This is a genomic window from Methanothermobacter sp. (genome assembly GCF_030055425.1).
Taxonomy (GTDB): domain Archaea; phylum Methanobacteriota; class Methanobacteria; order Methanobacteriales; family Methanothermobacteraceae; genus Methanothermobacter.
In genome coordinates this window covers 187,636-201,802 of sequence record NZ_JASFYE010000001.1, presented here as the reverse complement: position 1 = coordinate 201,802, position 14,167 = coordinate 187,636, and the positions used below count along the sequence as shown (strand labels likewise).

16 protein-coding genes are annotated in these 14,167 nt (G+C 47.2%); 10 read left to right on the top strand and 6 right to left on the bottom strand.

Annotation, left to right across the window (positions count from 1 at the left end):
• Window positions 1-39 precede the first annotated feature (39 nt).
• The 4 genes from QFX39_RS01120 to sppA all read right to left on the bottom strand — a co-directional run bounded on the left by QFX39_RS01120 (window position 40) and on the right by sppA (window position 3,497).
• Complete coding sequence (locus QFX39_RS01120) at window positions 40-1,104, bottom strand: glycosyltransferase family 4 protein (protein ID WP_300476582.1); 1,065 nt, start codon at window positions 1,102-1,104, stop codon at window positions 40-42.
• The gene (gene cbiD, locus QFX39_RS01115) at window positions 1,101-2,198 is read right to left on the bottom strand and encodes a cobalt-precorrin-5B (C(1))-methyltransferase CbiD (RefSeq protein WP_300476580.1); all 1,098 of its coding nucleotides are present in this window, start codon (window positions 2,196-2,198) and stop codon (window positions 1,101-1,103) included. The genes QFX39_RS01120 and cbiD overlap by 4 nt, the downstream gene beginning before the upstream one ends.
• 38 nt (window positions 2,199-2,236) lie before the next feature.
• A complete protein-coding gene (locus QFX39_RS01110) occupies window positions 2,237-2,494 on the bottom strand; it encodes an MJ0307 family thioredoxin (RefSeq protein WP_013296015.1) in 258 nt (85 codons plus the stop codon).
• A gap of 139 nt (window positions 2,495-2,633) precedes the next feature.
• Window positions 2,634-3,497, bottom strand: a complete 864-nt coding sequence (sppA, locus tag QFX39_RS01105; RefSeq protein WP_300476578.1) for a signal peptide peptidase SppA — start codon at window positions 3,495-3,497, stop codon at window positions 2,634-2,636.
• A 123-nt stretch (window positions 3,498-3,620) separates the two neighbouring features.
• On the opposite strand from sppA, the gene QFX39_RS01100 reads away from it, so the two are divergent.
• The 9 genes from QFX39_RS01100 to QFX39_RS01060 all read left to right on the top strand — a co-directional run bounded on the left by QFX39_RS01100 (window position 3,621) and on the right by QFX39_RS01060 (window position 10,353).
• A complete protein-coding gene (locus QFX39_RS01100) occupies window positions 3,621-4,481 on the top strand; it encodes a shikimate kinase (RefSeq protein WP_300476575.1) in 861 nt (286 codons plus the stop codon).
• Between the two features lie 41 nt (window positions 4,482-4,522).
• Window positions 4,523-4,819 carry a chorismate mutase gene (locus QFX39_RS01095; protein ID WP_013296012.1) on the top strand — a complete coding sequence of 99 codons (297 nt, stop codon included), beginning with the start codon at window positions 4,523-4,525 and terminating at the stop codon, window positions 4,817-4,819.
• Window position 4,820: 1 nt separating this feature from the next.
• Window positions 4,821-5,009, top strand: a complete 189-nt coding sequence (locus tag QFX39_RS01090) for a 30S ribosomal protein S17e (protein ID WP_013296011.1) — start codon at window positions 4,821-4,823, stop codon at window positions 5,007-5,009.
• Window positions 5,010-5,055: 46 nt separating this feature from the next.
• Entirely contained in the window at window positions 5,056-6,276 is a 1,221-nt protein-coding gene (locus tag QFX39_RS01085; RefSeq protein ID WP_013296010.1) for an aspartate kinase, read from the top strand.
• Window positions 6,273-7,163 carry a 4-hydroxy-tetrahydrodipicolinate synthase gene (dapA, locus tag QFX39_RS01080; protein ID WP_300476571.1) on the top strand — a complete coding sequence of 297 codons (891 nt, stop codon included), beginning with the start codon at window positions 6,273-6,275 and terminating at the stop codon, window positions 7,161-7,163. The genes QFX39_RS01085 and dapA overlap by 4 nt, the downstream gene beginning before the upstream one ends.
• A 17-nt stretch (window positions 7,164-7,180) precedes the next feature.
• Window positions 7,181-8,002 carry a 4-hydroxy-tetrahydrodipicolinate reductase gene (gene dapB, locus QFX39_RS01075; protein ID WP_300476569.1) on the top strand — a complete coding sequence of 274 codons (822 nt, stop codon included), beginning with the start codon at window positions 7,181-7,183 and terminating at the stop codon, window positions 8,000-8,002.
• 12 nt (window positions 8,003-8,014) lie between these two features.
• The gene (gene asd, locus QFX39_RS01070) at window positions 8,015-9,058 is read left to right on the top strand and encodes an aspartate-semialdehyde dehydrogenase (protein WP_300476566.1); all 1,044 of its coding nucleotides are present in this window, start codon (window positions 8,015-8,017) and stop codon (window positions 9,056-9,058) included.
• Window positions 9,059-9,205: 147 nt separating this feature from the next.
• A complete protein-coding gene (locus QFX39_RS01065; protein ID WP_300476564.1) occupies window positions 9,206-9,676 on the top strand; it encodes a phosphatase PAP2 family protein in 471 nt (156 codons plus the stop codon).
• A 155-nt stretch (window positions 9,677-9,831) separates the two neighbouring features.
• Window positions 9,832-10,353 (top strand): hypothetical protein, encoded by a 522-nt coding sequence (locus QFX39_RS01060; RefSeq protein WP_300476562.1) that lies wholly within the window; start codon window positions 9,832-9,834, stop codon window positions 10,351-10,353.
• Window positions 10,354-10,401: 48 nt separating this feature from the next.
• Here QFX39_RS01060 and QFX39_RS01055 read toward each other — a convergent pair whose 3' ends face one another.
• Both QFX39_RS01055 and QFX39_RS01050 read right to left on the bottom strand, forming a co-directional pair.
• Window positions 10,402-10,974 (bottom strand): cyclase family protein, encoded by a 573-nt coding sequence (locus tag QFX39_RS01055; RefSeq protein WP_300476559.1) that lies wholly within the window; start codon window positions 10,972-10,974, stop codon window positions 10,402-10,404.
• Window positions 10,975-11,007: 33 nt separating this feature from the next.
• Window positions 11,008-12,072: a transglutaminase family protein gene (locus QFX39_RS01050; protein WP_300476557.1), complete on the bottom strand. Its 1,065-nt coding sequence runs from the start codon at window positions 12,070-12,072 to the stop codon at window positions 11,008-11,010.
• Window positions 12,073-12,334: 262 nt separating this feature from the next.
• On the opposite strand from QFX39_RS01050, the gene thsA reads away from it, so the two are divergent.
• Entirely contained in the window at window positions 12,335-13,945 is a 1,611-nt protein-coding gene (thsA, locus tag QFX39_RS01045; RefSeq protein ID WP_300476554.1) for a thermosome subunit alpha, read from the top strand.
• Window positions 13,946-14,167: the final 222 nt, after the last annotated feature.

The window sequence follows — 14,167 nt, the reverse complement described above, 5'->3', positions numbered from 1 at the left end:
TGACAAGATAATTCGTTCATGTAACCTTATAAAAGAATATTAGTAGGGTATTTGAATTTTAGAGAACTTAAGAGCCTTTTTCAGTCCATTCTCACCTAATTTTTTCCTCTTTATATCATCTTCCAGAAGATGATCCAGTGCACTGGCGAGTTCAGATGGTGATCCGGGATTCACCAGAATTCCCACATTTTCATCCACCACTGCAGGTATTCCTCCAACCTTCGTTGCTACGATGGGTTTTCCCATTGCCATCGCCTCCAAGATAACCATGGGAAGACCCTCCGAGATGGAGGGAAGGACCACAACATCAGCAGCTTTCATGAGGTTACTGACGTCTGTGCGGGGGCCTGTGAAGATGATATCCTCTTCCCCGTCGCCTGCCATCGATTTCAGTTTATCATATAGGGGTCCACCACCGGTGATTACAAGCTTTGCAGGGTTTTTCATGATGAATTTCGCCTTTATTAGATACTCGACACCTTTTTGGGGTACAAGGTTACCCACAAATAGAATTAGCTTTTCATTCTTTCCTATCCCAGCTTCCTCTCTGAAAGAACTCTTAACATTGGGGTTGAATTTGGTGGTATCAACTGAATTATATATTACATCTATCCTGTCCCTATCTATTCCAACCCTAAGAAGCCTATCTCTAAGAGCCTCGGTCACCACAATAACCTTCTTAGCATTATTCAGGATTTTCCGGAATAATGGTCTTAAAATGGGGTTTGAAGATAGTATCATGACATCCGAGCCATGGAGAGTTACATAATATGGTTTACCAGTTAGTCTCGATGCAATAAAAGATGACAGAGCAGGCGGTATAATATAATGGGCGTGGATTATATCTATTTCATAGTTCCTTATTATCTTTATAATCTTCACGGCTGATGTAAAAATAAAAATCAGGCCCCTCAGACCTTTAATATTTAATGTTGGCGCACTGAAGACCTTTATATTATCAATATCTCTGATTTTATCATGTGGATAGGTGAGCACGTATACTTCATTTCCCCTTTTTTTGAGTTCAACAGAGAGATTATGTACATGGGATGCAACACCCCCAATATGGGGTGGGAACTTTCCAACCATCAAAATTTTCTTCATAGGTCACCTCTGTCAAATCTATGATTCGGCTGAATTTTAAAGTCGGAGTTCAGTATTCTTCCACTCATGCTGAAGATTAATACATCGACATCCAAAGAGAATTTTTCGTAGCATCTATCTTTTATAGACTTACTTATACTGTTGAATACGCTTTCGCTCAGCCTATGTTTTTTCAGTTCACTGATCATTTCCTCAACGGTTGCAAGGTTGAAGATCCTTTCTATAACCTCTGGCGCTGCACCGCTGAGGGCCGCATGTGCGGTCATTATCTCACGACGGGCATCTGCAATGGAATTCTTTGTCTGAAATATCCCTGCAGAGAGCTTTATGAGTTTACCTGCATGGCCCATCAGTGTAATCCTCTTCACACCCTTTTTGGCTGCCTCACCCAGCATGTAACCCGGGAAGTTGGCCATCTGTATTATCCGCTCCTCTTCAATCCGGTTGAAGTATTCCCTGGCAAACCTTTCCCCTATGTTACCGGGGACGAATACGAGTTCCCTGAATCCACGGGCGACTGCAATGTCAATTTGACATGCAAGGGATCTTTTGTAGGCTGAGGAGGACATGGGTCTTGCAATGCCACTTGTCCCCAGGATGGAGATTCCACCCTCAATCCCGAGGCGGGGGTTCATGGTTTTTGATGCGATTTTCTCCCCATCAGGAACCGAAACCGTGACAATCGCCCCCTCCCACTCCTTCAAGTATTTCCGGAGATTATCCTCTATCATTCTCCTGGGGACGGGGTTTATTGCAGCCTCACCCGGGGGGACCTGGAGACCTGGTTTTGTCACGGTACCGACACCCTCACCGCCCCTGATTACAACTCCAGAGCTTTCCGTGATCTGAACCTCTGTCATGATGCTGAGGTTCACTGTGACATCAGGGTCTCCATAGGGCCTCTTTATTACACTGGCCCTTGCCGTGTCCTGGGAGATCCTTTCAACAGAATCAACGTCCACATCGATTTTTCCTGATGGTGTTTCAACACAGACCCTTTTGACCACACAACCCCTTAAACATAGAAGTGATGCGAGGGCCGCTGCAGTGGCAGCTGTCCCCGTGGTGATCCCGAATACCCTCTCATCCTTCATCAGAAAAATCCTTTAAAATTTAATGAAGAAAAAGTAATCTATTCAATTTCGTCGCTTATGGCTTCGAAGAGTTCCTCCCTGCCAGGGGCCCCAACGAACCTCACAACACCGTTTATCGCTATTGCAGGGACTGCCATGAGGCCATAGTCGATTGCCTTCTCCCGGTCAACCATTATGTCAATTTTTTCAACGTCTATTTTGTCCCCGAATTCTTTCTTGGCCTCATCAACAACCTCAATCGCCATTGGACAGTAGGGACAGGTTGGGGATGTGAAAACCTCTATCTTAACAACCATTTCCTAACCTCCGTGAGAATGATATATAATTCTTCAATCCTTTTAGGATAAATACTTATCCTTTTATTCTTTCTTAGGTCTTTTGCTTTTTTGTTGTATTTGATGAATAACTCCGTGAATCTTATCCTTTTATTCTTATCTAGATCTTGAGGTGTTCTGTTGTATTTGCTGAACCTCCAAATCCAAGCTTTGATAACATCCCTGAGAGGATCTTCACGAATCCACCTGGAGGTTCAAGGGTTACGGTGTCATAGTTCCTTAAACCTGCAATTTTAGCCGCCACATCAACAGCATAGTCCTTTCCACCTGTATAATCCACAAGCCGGTTCTTCAGGGCCTGCCTTCCGGTGAATATCCTTCCCTCTGCAAGGCCACGTACATATGATACGCTGAGGTTTCTGTTGGTAGCAACGGTCCTTATGAAGTAGTCATACTCCTCATTCACCATTGACTGGAGCATCTGCCTCTCCTCATCGGTTATCATACGGTAATCCGCACCCATATCCTTGTACTCCCCGGCCTTTATGGCGTACTTGTTTATACCCATCTGTCTGTACATCTCAGAGAGATCTGTGAGGTCAAGTATGACACCTATGCTCCCGACCCATGCAGATGGACTTGCAACTATCCTGTCAGATGCCGAGGCTGCAAGGTATGCCCCTGAGGTTCCGGAATCGCTTATCCAGCTTACAACAGGTTTTTCAGATTTTTTTATGGCTTCCATCAGTTCCTCACTCGCAACTGGAGTCCCTCCTGGACTGTTTATATCCAGGACTATGGCCTTAACTGACGGATCACTGTTGGCCTCCTCGATAAGATTCTTTATGTCATCAGGGCTTACAGTATCAGAAAACCCCGCTGAATCATAGGCTATGGCCCCGTGAACAGGTATGATTGCCACAGTACCCTCAGGTCCTCCCATGAGACCTGAAATTGACATGACCAGCCCTGCAATTGAGAGTGCCACAATTAAACCAGCAACTATCTTACCGTTTCTGTCCATGATATCAGACCTTCAGATTTACCTCCCATCCTAAATTTTTCTGGTTTTGTATTAATTAGACTACAACCCATTATATAAATAGTTTTATATAATTTAGGTATATGAACTGTTTGGAGTGATAGGTTGAGAAAAGCAGTAAGAGCACCTGGATCAGCCACAGTTATAAATGCCATTGCAACAGGAAGGGGCTCAGCATTCGGTATAGGCCTCAATGTCAGGGCAGAGGCCAAACTCATAGATTCAGGTATAGAGTGCATCTCCCTTGAGGGTGCAGACACAGCACTCATAGAGCTATGCACAGAGATGGTCCTTGAGCATTACGGCGTTGATACTGGTGTGAGGTTGGTCACAGCCTCTGATTTACCCGTTGCGAGCGGTCTCTCAAGCAGCAGCGCGGCATCCAACGCCACCGTGATGGCGGTTTCTGAACTCATATCAGAGGAATTTCAGCTGGAACCCATGGATGGACGTGAGATGCTCAACATGGCAGTTGACGCATCCCTCAGGGCGGGGGTGACGGTGACTGGTGCCTATGATGATGCAAGCGCATCATTCTATGGGGGCCTCACCGTGACAGATAACATGGCAAGGCGTATAATCTGCAGGAAGGAAATGGAAAATCAAAAGGTATTAATATACATGCCGGACAGAAAATCACTGACTGCACAATCAGATGTCCCGAGGATGAAGCTGCTGGCCCCCTGGGTTGACATAGCCTTCAGGGAGGTCCTTGAGGGCAGGGTGCACAGTGCACTGACACTCAACGGGATACTCTATTGTGCATCCCTGGGATTCGATCCGGGAATAGCCCTCGATGCCCTTGAGGCAGGTGCCCTCTCAGCGGGTCTTTCAGGCACAGGACCAGCATTTGTGGCGCTGGCTGATGAGGATTCTGCAGGGAAGGTCATTGATTCATGGGAGAACCTTGAGGGCAATGTTACTGTAACATCAGTGGATAACCAGGGTACACATGTGCTTGACTGATCCCGGTGACCCTTAAAGCTTTGAAGCTCGGGGAATGTTTTATGGACGAATCCAGAGCACTGGAAACCCTTAAAAGGTCCAGAAGGGAAATAGATAGAATAGACAGGGAGATCCTTGACCTCATATCCTCACGGACATCCCTTGCACGTGAGATAGCTGAGGCCAAAGTTGCCCTGGGAATGGAAATATTCGACCCTGAGAGGGAGCTTGAGATCATAGAGAGGACCCGAAGAATCGCCAGGGCCTATGGTATCAATGAGGATAAGCTCATACAGCTGATGAAGATTCTGATGGATCTAAGCAAAACTGAACAGAAAGAACTGTTAAGGAGGCAATGAAATGGGAAACATAAGAACTTCCTTTGTAAAAAGAATCGCGAAAGAACTGATAGAAACTCACCCAGGTAAATTCACATCTGATTTTGATAAAAACAAGAAACTTGTGGAGGAGTTCTCAACAGTCAGCACAAAACACCTCAGGAACAAGATCGCAGGTTACATTACAAGGATAATCAGCCAGCAGAAATAATTTTGATTTTTTTCCATTTTCAACATTTAAAAGGTTGTGAAGGTTAATGGAGTTAATAGTTGCTAAATTTGGCGGTACATCTATAGGAAATGGTAGACGAATTAAAAAGGCGGCCCGTTCTGTCGTGAAGGAGTACATGAAGGGCAAGAAGGTCGTTGTTGTTGTATCTGCCATCAATAAGACAACAGATGAACTCCTTCAGATAGTTGATGAGGCAATGGAAGATGCTGTTACAGAAAAGCAGCTGGCTGAAATAGTATCCATGGGTGAAATGACCAGTGTAAGGATATTCTCCTCTGCAATAGAGGCACTTGGAGTTAAATCTGAATACATAGACCCCTTTATGGATGAATGGCCAATAATAACCGACAGCAACCTTTTAAATGCTAAGGTGGACTTTGAGGCAACCGAGAAGAAGTCAAAGGAACTCCTCAAACTCCTTGACCAGGGAATAATACCTGTGGTGTGCGGGTTCCTTGGTAGGGACCCCAATGGTTACATAACAACCCTGGGAAGGGGTGGAAGTGACATCACAGCCTTCCTCCTGGGACACTGCCTGAAGGCGGATGAGGTTATAATAGTAACCGATGTTGGGGGTGTCATGTCAACGGATCCAAATAAACTACAGGGCGCAAAGAAGCTTGACAAGATCTCTGTTGAGGAGATGAGGGATCTTGCAACCCATGGGGCGCAGGTACTACACCCACATGCCCTGAAATACAAGGACCCGGATATCAATGCAAAGATCATAGGTTTCGAGCATGGGGATCTCTCAGCCCCGGGCACTGAAATCATAGGCCCGTCAAAGAATAAGATGGTCAAGACAACAACACTCAACCCTGAACCAATATCTGTGGTTGCGGTTGTGGGGGAGAAGATACTCAACAAGCCAGGTATACTGGCAAAGTTAACCTCAAAGCTTGCAGAGAACTCCATCAACATCATAGGAATTTCAACAGGCCAGAACTCCGTTACAATATTCGTTGATAAGAAGGACGCCGATGAGGCGCACAGGCTCCTCCATGATGTGGTCATTGCGGATGATAACCTCAGTTCACTCTCCCTGGGAAGGGATATTGCCATGATAACCATATCCAGCCCTGACTTCATAGACACTCCGGGCATAATATCCGAGATCACCAAGCCCCTCAGGGATAATGACCTTAACATAGTTGAAATTTCATCCTCACAGACATCTGTGGTTATATTTGTTGACTGGAATGATGGTAAAAAGGCGTATGAACTTGTAAGGGGTGTTCTTGAATGAATATTGAAGGCACAGTAGTGGCCATGGTGACTCCATTCACAGAGGATGACCGGGTGGATGAGGCCGGGCTGCGGGAAAACATAAACTACCTAATTGAGAATGGGGTTGACGGTTTGCTGGTTGCCGGCACAACAGGTGAATCAGCAACCATAACCCATGAGGAACAGAGGAGAATGATTGACATACTGGTGGATGAGGTTAACGGGCGTGTTAAGACCATTGCAGGGGCAGGGAGCAACTCCTCAAGGGAGGCCCTTGGCCTTGTAAGGTATGCAGGGGATGCAGGTGCAGACGCGGCCCTGGTGATAACACCCTACTACAACAAACCCCAGGCCCATGGGCTCATTGAACATTACCGGATGCTGGAGGAGGCATCGGAGATACCCCTAATAATCTACAATGTGCCATCAAGGACAGGTACGGACATCGACGTTGACACGGTATCTGAACTTGCAAAGCTCGACGGTATAACCGGTATAAAGGAGGCTAGCCCCGACCTGGATAAGATCTCCATGCTGAAATCACGGCTCATGGACCAGGGCACTGATGATTTTATCATACTCTCAGGTAACGATAACCTCACACTCCCGATGATCTCAATGGGTGCAGAGGGTGTCATATCTGTTGTGGCGAACGTCGACCCGGCCCGTATGAGCCGCCTCGTCAACGAGGCCCTCTCAGGGGACTTTGAGTCTGCAATGAAAACCCACTATGAACTGTACAGCCTCATGAAGGTCCTTTTCATCGAGAGCAACCCCGTCCCTGTCAAGGAGGCCCTCAACATGATGGGAAGGCCTGCAGGTCATGTCAGGATGCCGCTGGCACCCCTACAGGACAGCAGCCGTGAGAAACTGAGGCTGGTACTTGAGGAACTGGCACTCATCTGAATCCCTGAGGTGTTATGATGATCAAGGTTGCGGTTACCGGCGCCTGCGGGCGCATGGGATCTGGAATAATAAAGAGGGTGCTTGAAGAGGATGACATGGAGCTTGTGGCTGCAATCGAGGCCCCGGGAACACCCCTTAAGGGAAGGGATATAGGTGAATTTACAGCCACAGGCGAAGTGGGTGTTAAGGTAAGCGACGCATCTGACCTTGCCAAAACACTCAGAGAGACAGAACCCGACGTTCTAGTTGACTTCACAGTGGCACCTGCAGCTGTTGAAACCATAAAGACAGCGACCAAAGCAGGGGTTAACCTTGTGGTTGGAACAACAGGATTTTCAGATGAGCAGATGCAAACCATCAGGGAATCCATTGAGAGGACAGGTGTGAGGGCTGTTATCTCACCAAACATGGCGGTGGGCGTCAACGTCTTCTTCAAGGTACTTTCTGATCTGGCACCGGTACTCTCTGATTATGACGTTGAGATCATAGAGGCCCACCACCGACACAAGAAGGACGCCCCTTCAGGTACCGCTGTGCGTGCACTGGAGGTTATCGCAGAGGCCACATCCAGGAAACCCGATGAGGTGGCGGTTCATGGGAGGTCCGGTCTCACAGGTGAGAGGACCCGTGATGAGATAGGTGTCCATGCTGTGAGGGGCGGTGACATAGTGGGGGACCACATAGTCCTCTTTGCAGGTGATGGTGAACGCCTTGAAATAGTCCACAGGGCCCACAGCAGGGACGCATTTATAGGTGGAGTTATAAGGGCATTGAGGTTCATTGAACACGCAGAACCCGGAAAGATAATGGATATGGGGGATGTGCTTGGAATAAAATGATAGGGTGGTATTATGGTTAATGTTGGTGTTCTTGGAGCAACAGGGATGGTTGGACAGCGGTTTATTGAGATGCTTGAGAATCATCCTGAATTTGAACTTACAACCCTCGCGGCATCTTCAAGGTCCGCTGGAAAACCCTATGGGGAGGTTGCAAACTGGTACCTTGACAGTGAGATGCCTGAGTCTGTAAGGGATATAGAGGTTGTTGAAACGGACCCTGCAAGTGTGGGGGATGTGGACATACTGTTCTCTGCACTTCCAGCAGATGTGGCACGGAAGGTTGAGCCAAAATTTGCTGAGAAGTACATCGTGGCTTCAAATGCCAGTGCAATGCGAATGGAACCCGATGTTCCTCTGGTAATCCCTGAGGTCAACCCTGAGTTCCTGGACCTCATAGAGGTTCAGCAGAGGAGGAGGGGATGGGATGGCTTCATCATAACCAATCCCAACTGCTCCACCATAGCACTTACCCTCACTCTTAAGCCCATCTATGACAGCTACACCATAAAGAGGGTCTATGTCTCCACCATGCAGGCGGTTTCAGGTGCAGGGTACAGTGGGGTGCCATCCATGGCGATACTTGACAACATCGTCCCGTATATTGGAGGCGAGGAGGAGAAGATTGAAACCGAGACCCTTCACCTACTCGGTGAACTTGACGATGGTGTGGTTAAACCTGCAAGTTTCGGTGTGAGCGCATCATGCCACCGTGTTCCTGTTGTTGATGGTCACACAGAAGCGGTCTTTGTGGAACTGGACGATGAATTTGAAATTGAGGATATAAAGGAGGTCATGGACGGGTTCCAGGGGCTCCCACAGAAACTGGGCCTTCACTCAGCACCTGAAAAACCTGTTGTGGTCCTGGATGAGGAGAACAGACCCCAGCCAAGGATGGACAGGGACAGGGATGGTGGAATGTCAGTCACTGTTGGAAGACTCAGGAAGGATGCGGCATTCAGTAACAGCCTTAGATATGTCCTTGTAGGCCACAACACTGTGAGGGGAGCCGCAGGGGCATCGATCCTGAATGCAGAACTTATAAATGAGATACTGTAAATGATGCATCCATTTTTTTCATTTACCGGTGTCGATGTATCCATTCTCTATTTTTTGATGCATCCGTTTCTTTCATTTACGGGTATTGATACCTACATTCTCTATTTCTTTAATTCAGCAATCACTTCGCCCATTCTTGATGCACTGATGCAGATCATAACCCTTGGAGGAACCCAGATCTTCTGGGTGCTGCTGTGCCTCACACTCTACATTTTTGGCGGGGAGGATGAGAAGGAGGCTGCTTTCATTGCACTCACAGCCCTTGTCATGGGCTTCTTTCTCAGTGAATTCCTGAAGGCCGTTATTGCAAGGCCAAGGCCCTATGAGGTTCTCAGCTGGGTGAAGCACACCACAACAGCAGGCGGCTACTCCATGCCATCAGGGCACACAGTGGCCGCTTTCAGCGGTTTTCTGGCACTCTACTTTAAATTTGGGAGGTTATGGCTTTTCATGCTGCTTGCTTCCCTTGTTGGTGTTTCAAGGGTGTGCCTTGGTCTACATTACCCCAGTGATGTCATTGCGGGGGCACTCCTTGGAGTTCTATGTGCCATTGCGGCTTTGAAGGTGGAGGAAAGGGTTAAGTGTTTTGGTCTCTGCAATTTCGAAAGGCTTGAATGATGCTCATGGCGGTCTTATTGTTTTATTTTCCACGTTCCCATTTTAAGGAATACATGGAGATTTTTTCGCTATATAACTCTATCTGGTATCCCAGGATGAATTCAGGAAGGTTTTTAAGGTTCCAAGTGATATTTAATTAAAGGGAAAGGGGTACCATGAAGTTCATGAGGGATTCAGAAAAGGAACAGCTCAAGCTTCTTGTCAAGGCATGCATGCTTGAGATAAGCAAGCTCAAGATGGATCTCAGGAAGTGCAGGGAGAATTCAGAGAACTCAGGAAGGGTTAAGAAACTTGAGGAGACCCTTAGACTCAGGGAAAGAAAAATAGCTGAACTTGAGGGGCTCATGGCTGAGAAGGATAAAATAATACAGGACCTCAATGCAATCATAGCCGAGAAGGAATCCCGCATATCTGACCTTAAAAGGTACAGGGAGTACTTCCATGCACTCACCCAGAAACCTGAAAGGGATCTGACCTCCTTCCAGTCACAGATCTACCGCCTGCTGCCTGATGAAAGATCCACAGCCGAGGAACTGCTTGGCTTTTTAAATGAGATAGGGTTCAGGGACATGAAACTTGAGAACATGGTTCAGATACTGAGAAACCTTGAGAGAAAGGGCTATTTCAGGTCAGTGAGAGACGATGGAAGGGTGCTCTGGGAGAAAATAGAGAGATGATCGCTCTGTAACGGCAAATAGTATCATGGTTGGGGGCTTCAATGATGGTTAGTCTGTAACGACAAATACCCTTACTGGTGAGGCCTCCGCCCTCACATTCAGTGGAACAACGAACATTCTGAATTTTTCTGGAACCATATCAGTGTTCTTCATGTTTTCAACTATCCAGATCCCGTTTTCAAGGAGGAGTCTGTGTACAGCTGTTTTCCCGGGCATGTCAACGCTGGGCCCGTCTGTGCACACCCCCTTCACTCCATGATCAACCAGTTTCTCTGCAAGATCCATGGGAATGCCTTTGTAGTCTCTGAAGTATTCCTCCAGACCCCACTTTGAGTCCCACCCGGTTCTCAGAACCGCAATGTCTCCATCAGGAATTTTAACCGTTTTGGGTGATATAAGGAAGCCCTGTCCTGTCAGTCTTTCAAAGCCTATCCCATCAACGGTCTCACTACAGTAATTTATGTGTGCCGGCGCATCTATGTGTGTTCCAGCGTGCAATCCTATCTTTATTTCTGAGTTAATATAATCTCCATCTTCAAGTGTCCTTATTCTGACAGGGGGATCACCTGGAAAGACAGGCATGGAATCCTCAATTCTGCGGGTCAGGTCAATGATTTTCATGGATCATAATATCTCATGTGGAGATATAAGGTTTCAGTGCAGATCATATTCCAGAAGCACTTCCCTGACCTCTGACACAGTGGTGTTCCAGTTATAAACATGTCCGAGGTTGTTCATGGTGTGGGTGGTGTCTGCTGTCACCCAGCCACGACCCCTTATCCATACCTGGGCCCAAACATGGGAATACCAGTTTCCGCTTATGAACCTGCAGTATCCACGGACATAACGGGCCGGTATACCGCTGGTCCTTGCAAGGGCAACCATGAGGTGGGCCTGGTCCACACAGTTTCCTGTTCTGTACTTGAATGTGCCTGAGGCACCGTAGCGGGTGCTGTAGTAGAAGGAGTACTCAATATTGTCCCTGACCCAGCTAAAGAGATTCAGTGCAGTGGAATGGGTGGTGTTCCCTGAGAGCTCCCTGGCAAGGTAAACTATATTGGGATCAGTGATGTTGCAGTAGGCCGTGGACCTGATGTAACGTCGGAGGGATGCTGGGACGTACCATGGGCTGCTCCTGAGGCCCTCATAGTATCTGAGCTGGCCATTCAGATAACTGTATCTTTTTTCAAGGTATTTCAGTTTACCCTGAAGCCTCATGATGGTTTTTTTGTTCCCGGAATATCTGATTCGTTTATTAATAAGGTTCATGAGGTTAATTGTTTTTCTGATCTGGGATTTCAGGTTTTTTATCCTTGTATCGATGGTTTTGGAGTCGATGCGGTATGCATTTATGGGTATGGGGGTGTTGATCTGCATGGCTAAGGGAAGTTTTCCATGAAATTGTCTGTAGCGGCCGATCTTTGATAGGAGATAGACTATATTGTAGAAGTCGATCCTACCACCGCTGAAGGAGATGGTTGCTGGACAGCATTGTGTCCTGGCAGTTAAGTCACGGAATTTTGAGGCTATCTCCATGTACTGATTTTTTGTTAGTTTCACTGATATGCGCCTTATATCCAGTTGGGGCCCATTAACGGTTTGGTTTTCGACCGCCTTTGAACCGGTAAGTACCCTGCTGAGGGCGTAGGCATAGGAGGGGGTGTCAAGTGTCCTGTTACCCACACTGACGTTTTCAGGGAGTTTCTTATTTTTTTCCATAAAACTGGAAACCATGACGCTTGCCGCGAGAACATCAGAGCTATTCAGGGGATCCTCAACTTCTTCGATGGCGCAAGAGCCTTCTGTTAATAGAATTAATATTATGAATGCTGAGATGCAGACTGGAGCTAATCTTTGAAACATGGTTCTAACCAGTCATATTTAAGTGTTCCAGCAGATAAATACATTAACCGCAAAATATTTATAGAACCTCTAACCCATTGATAAATGCACTAATGATAATAAAAATTGAGGTGATTAAATGGCACAGGGACAGCAGCCAATTCTTGTACTGCCTGAAGGTACAAGCAGATACCTTGGAAGGGACGCACAGAGAATGAACATCCTTGCAGGTAAAATACTGGCAGAAACCGTCAGGACAACCCTTGGACCAAAGGGAATGGACAAGATGCTGGTTGACTCCCTTGGGGACATTGTGGTGACAAACGACGGTGTCACAATACTCAAGGAAATGGACATAGAGCACCCCGCAGCAAAGATGCTTGTTGAGGTGGCAAAGACCCAGGAAGACGAGGTCGGTGACGGTACAACAACAGCCGTTATAATAGCAGGTGAACTGCTCAAAAAAGCTGAAACACTCCTTGAAATGGAGATTCACCCAACAATAATCGCAATGGGTTACAGACAGGCCGCTGAAAAGGCCCAGGAAATACTCAACGAAATTGCAATTGACGCAAGCGACAGGGACACACTCATAAAGGTCGCTATGACCGCAATGACCGGTAAGGGAACAGAAAAGGCAAGGGAACCACTGGCTGAACTCATAGTTGACGCGGTCCAGCAGGTTGAGGAAGACGGCGAAGTCGAGAAGGACCACATAAAGATAGAGAAGAAGGAAGGCGCAGCCGTGGACGACTCAACACTCGTCCAGGGTGTCATCATCGACAAGGAAAGGGTTCACCCGGGAATGCCCAAAAAGGTTGAAAACGCCAAAATAGCACTCCTGAACTGCCCAATAGAAGTCAAAGAGACAGAAGTCGACGCAGAAATCAGGATAACAGACCCATCACAGATGCAGGCCTTCATTGAACAGGAAGAGCAGATGATCCGCGACATGGTCAACTCCATAGTCGAGACAGGAGCAAACGTGCTCTTCTGTCAGAAGGGTATCGATGACCTTGCACAGCACTACCTTGCCAAGGCAGGCGTCCTTGCAGTAAGGAGGGTTAAAAAATCAGACATGGAGAAACTCTCCAAGGCAACCGGTGCAAACATCGTCACAAACATTGAGGACCTCAGTGAGGACGACCTAGGCGAAGCAGGCGTTGTCTCAGAGAAGAAGATCTCAGGCGAAGAAATGATCTTCGTTGAGGAATGCAAGGAGCCAAAGGCAGTCACAATACTCGTGAGGGGTTCAACAGAACACGTTGTAAGCGAAGTTGAAAGGGCAATCGAAGACGCAATAGGAGTCGTTGCAGCAACAGTCGAGGACGGCAAGGTTGTTGCAGGTGGAGGAGCACCTGAAATAGAGGTTGCAAAGAGGCTCAAGGACTACGCTGATTCAATAAGCGGAAGGGAACAGCTTGCGGTTTCAGCCTTTGCAGAGGCCCTTGAGATCGTTCCAAAGACCCTTGCAGAGAACGCTGGACTTGACAGTATCGACGTCCTGGTGGACCTCAGGGCTGCCCACGAGGAGTCACCCTACATGGGACTTGACGTCTTCGATGGCAAAATCGTTGACATGAAGGAGGCTGGCGTAATAGAGCCCCACAGAGTCAAAAAACAGGCCATCCAGTCCGCTGCAGAGGCAGCTGAGATGATCCTCCGCATAGACGACGTCATAGCCGCATCATCCTCTGGATCCGATGAGGACATGGATATGGGCGACATGGGCGGAATGCCTCCAATGTAGGCACCCCCATAATATACTCCTTTTTTTACAAGGCTTTTCATGTGCTTGTGAATTCAGAATAGAGGTACTTTCAGGTTTTTGAACCTCGAGTATTTTTAAGTTTTCTAAATACAAACCTGTGCTGGAAGTCTGCGGACTCTCTCAGTTAAGACAATCTCAAAGATGGAATTTACTTCTCATTTCTATGTGTAAGAACTTATTCTATGGTTTAAGGAATTAATG